This is a genomic window from Streptomyces sp. 8K308 (assembly GCF_004348315.1).
Taxonomy (GTDB): domain Bacteria; phylum Actinomycetota; class Actinomycetes; order Streptomycetales; family Streptomycetaceae; genus Streptomyces.
The window spans coordinates 1-1,859 of the sequence record NZ_SMKC01000586.1 but is presented as its reverse complement, the minus strand read 5'-3'; the positions used below and the strand labels follow the sequence as shown (position 1 = coordinate 1,859).

General features: G+C 72.8%; 1 protein-coding gene. It reads left to right on the top strand.

Features of this window, described 5'->3' with window-relative positions:
- Positions 1-147: 147 nt before the first annotated feature.
- The coding region (locus E1265_RS35935) for a glycoside hydrolase family 2 TIM barrel-domain containing protein (protein ID WP_279571500.1) at positions 148-1,859 on the top strand (1,712 nt) is incomplete at its 3' end.

The following is a 1,859-nucleotide window of genomic DNA, read 5'->3' as shown; positions in this document are numbered from 1 at the left end:
CCGCCAGTCCCTCCCGGGGCCGCGGCCACGCCCGCCCCCCGGCGACGCGTCGACAGGCGACAGGCGACAGGCGACAGGCGACAGCCCAGACAGCACCAGCGGCGGCGTGGCCACGAGGGACGCGCCGCCCGACATCCGAGGAGACGCATGGACATCCGGCCAGCGGACGACCGGCTTCCCTGTCACGAGGACCGCTCCCCCGGCAGCGGCACGCGGCCCGCCCGCGCCTGGTACGCCCGCTCCGACGCCGCGCGGCTGTCGTTGAACGGCTCCTGGGCGTTCCGGCTCTCGGGCACGGTCGAGGGCACCGGCACCCGGTTCGTGGGTGACGACGCGGACACCGGCGGCTGGGACCGGGTGACCGTGCCCGGGCACTGGGTGCTCCAGGGACACGGGGCACCCGCCTACACCAACAGCGACTACCCCTTCCCCGTCGACCCGCCGCGGGTGCCGACCGAGAACCCCACGGGGGACCACCGCCACGTCTTCGACCTGCCCGAGGACTGGCCGGTGGACGGGGAGAGCGTGCTGCGCTTCGACGGCGTGGAGTCCTTCGCCCGGGTGTGGCTCAACGGCCGGGAGCTCGGGTGGTTCACGGGCTCGCGGCTGCCGCACGAGTTCGCGGTGGGGGCGCTGCTGCGGCGGCGCGGCAACGTGCTGGCGGTCCGCGTGCACCAGTGGTCGGCCGCCAGCTACCTGGAGGACCAGGACATGTGGTGGCTGCCCGGCATCTTCCGCGACGTGACGCTGCTCCACCGCCCGGCCGGATCGCCGGCCGACTTCTTCGTCCACGCCGGGTACGACCACACCACGGGCCTGGGTACCCTGCGCGTCGACTGCGACGTCCCCGGCCGCGTCACCGTGCCGGAACTGAGCCTGGACCTCGGGACCGGTGAGGAGGCCGACGTGGTCGTCGAGCCCTGGAGCGCGGAGGTGCCCAGGCTGTACGACGGGGAGTTGGCGACCTCGGGTGAGCGGGTCCCGCTGCGGATCGGGTTCCGCACCGTCGGGGTGGTGGACGGGGTGTTCAGGGCCAACGGCCGGCGGATCCTCTTCCGCGGCGTCAACCGGCACGAGTTCCACCCCGAGACCGGGCGGACGCTGGACCTGGAGACGATGCGGCGCGACATCCTGCTGATGAAGCGGCACAACATCAACGCCGTCCGCACCAGCCACTACCCGCCCCACCCGGCGTTCCTCGACCTGTGCGACGAGCTGGGCCTGTGGGTCGTCGACGAGTGCGACCTGGAGACCCACGGCTTCTGCGCCTTCCCCGGCTGGCGCGGCAACCCCGTCGCCGACGAGCGGTGGACCCCCGCCCTGCTCGACCGAGCCCGGCGCATGGTCGAACGCGACAAGAACCACCCCTCCGTGGTGGTGTGGTCCCTCGGCAACGAGTGCTCAGCCGGACAGGGCCTGTCGGAGATGGCGGCCTGGATCCGCGAGCGCGACCCCTCCCGGGCCGTCCACTACGAGAACGACCCCACCTACCGCGACAGCGACTTCTACTCCCGGATGTACGCGCCGCACGACGAGGTGGAGGCCATCGGCCGCCGCGAGGAGCCGCCGTTGGACGACCCCGAGTTGGACGCCCGTCGGCGTTCGCTGCCGCTGCTGCTCGTGGAGTACGCGCACGCCATGGGCAACAGCCCCGGCGGACTCGCCGACTACCAGCACCTGTTCGAGACGTACGAGCGCTGCCAGGGCGGCTTCGTGTGGGAGTGGATCGACCACGGCCTGCCCAAGCGCACCCCGGACGGCCGCCACTACTTCGCCTACGGCGGCGATTTCGGCGAGGAACTCCACGACGGCAACTTCGTCTGCGACGGCCTGCTCTTCCCCGACCGCACCCCCTCCCC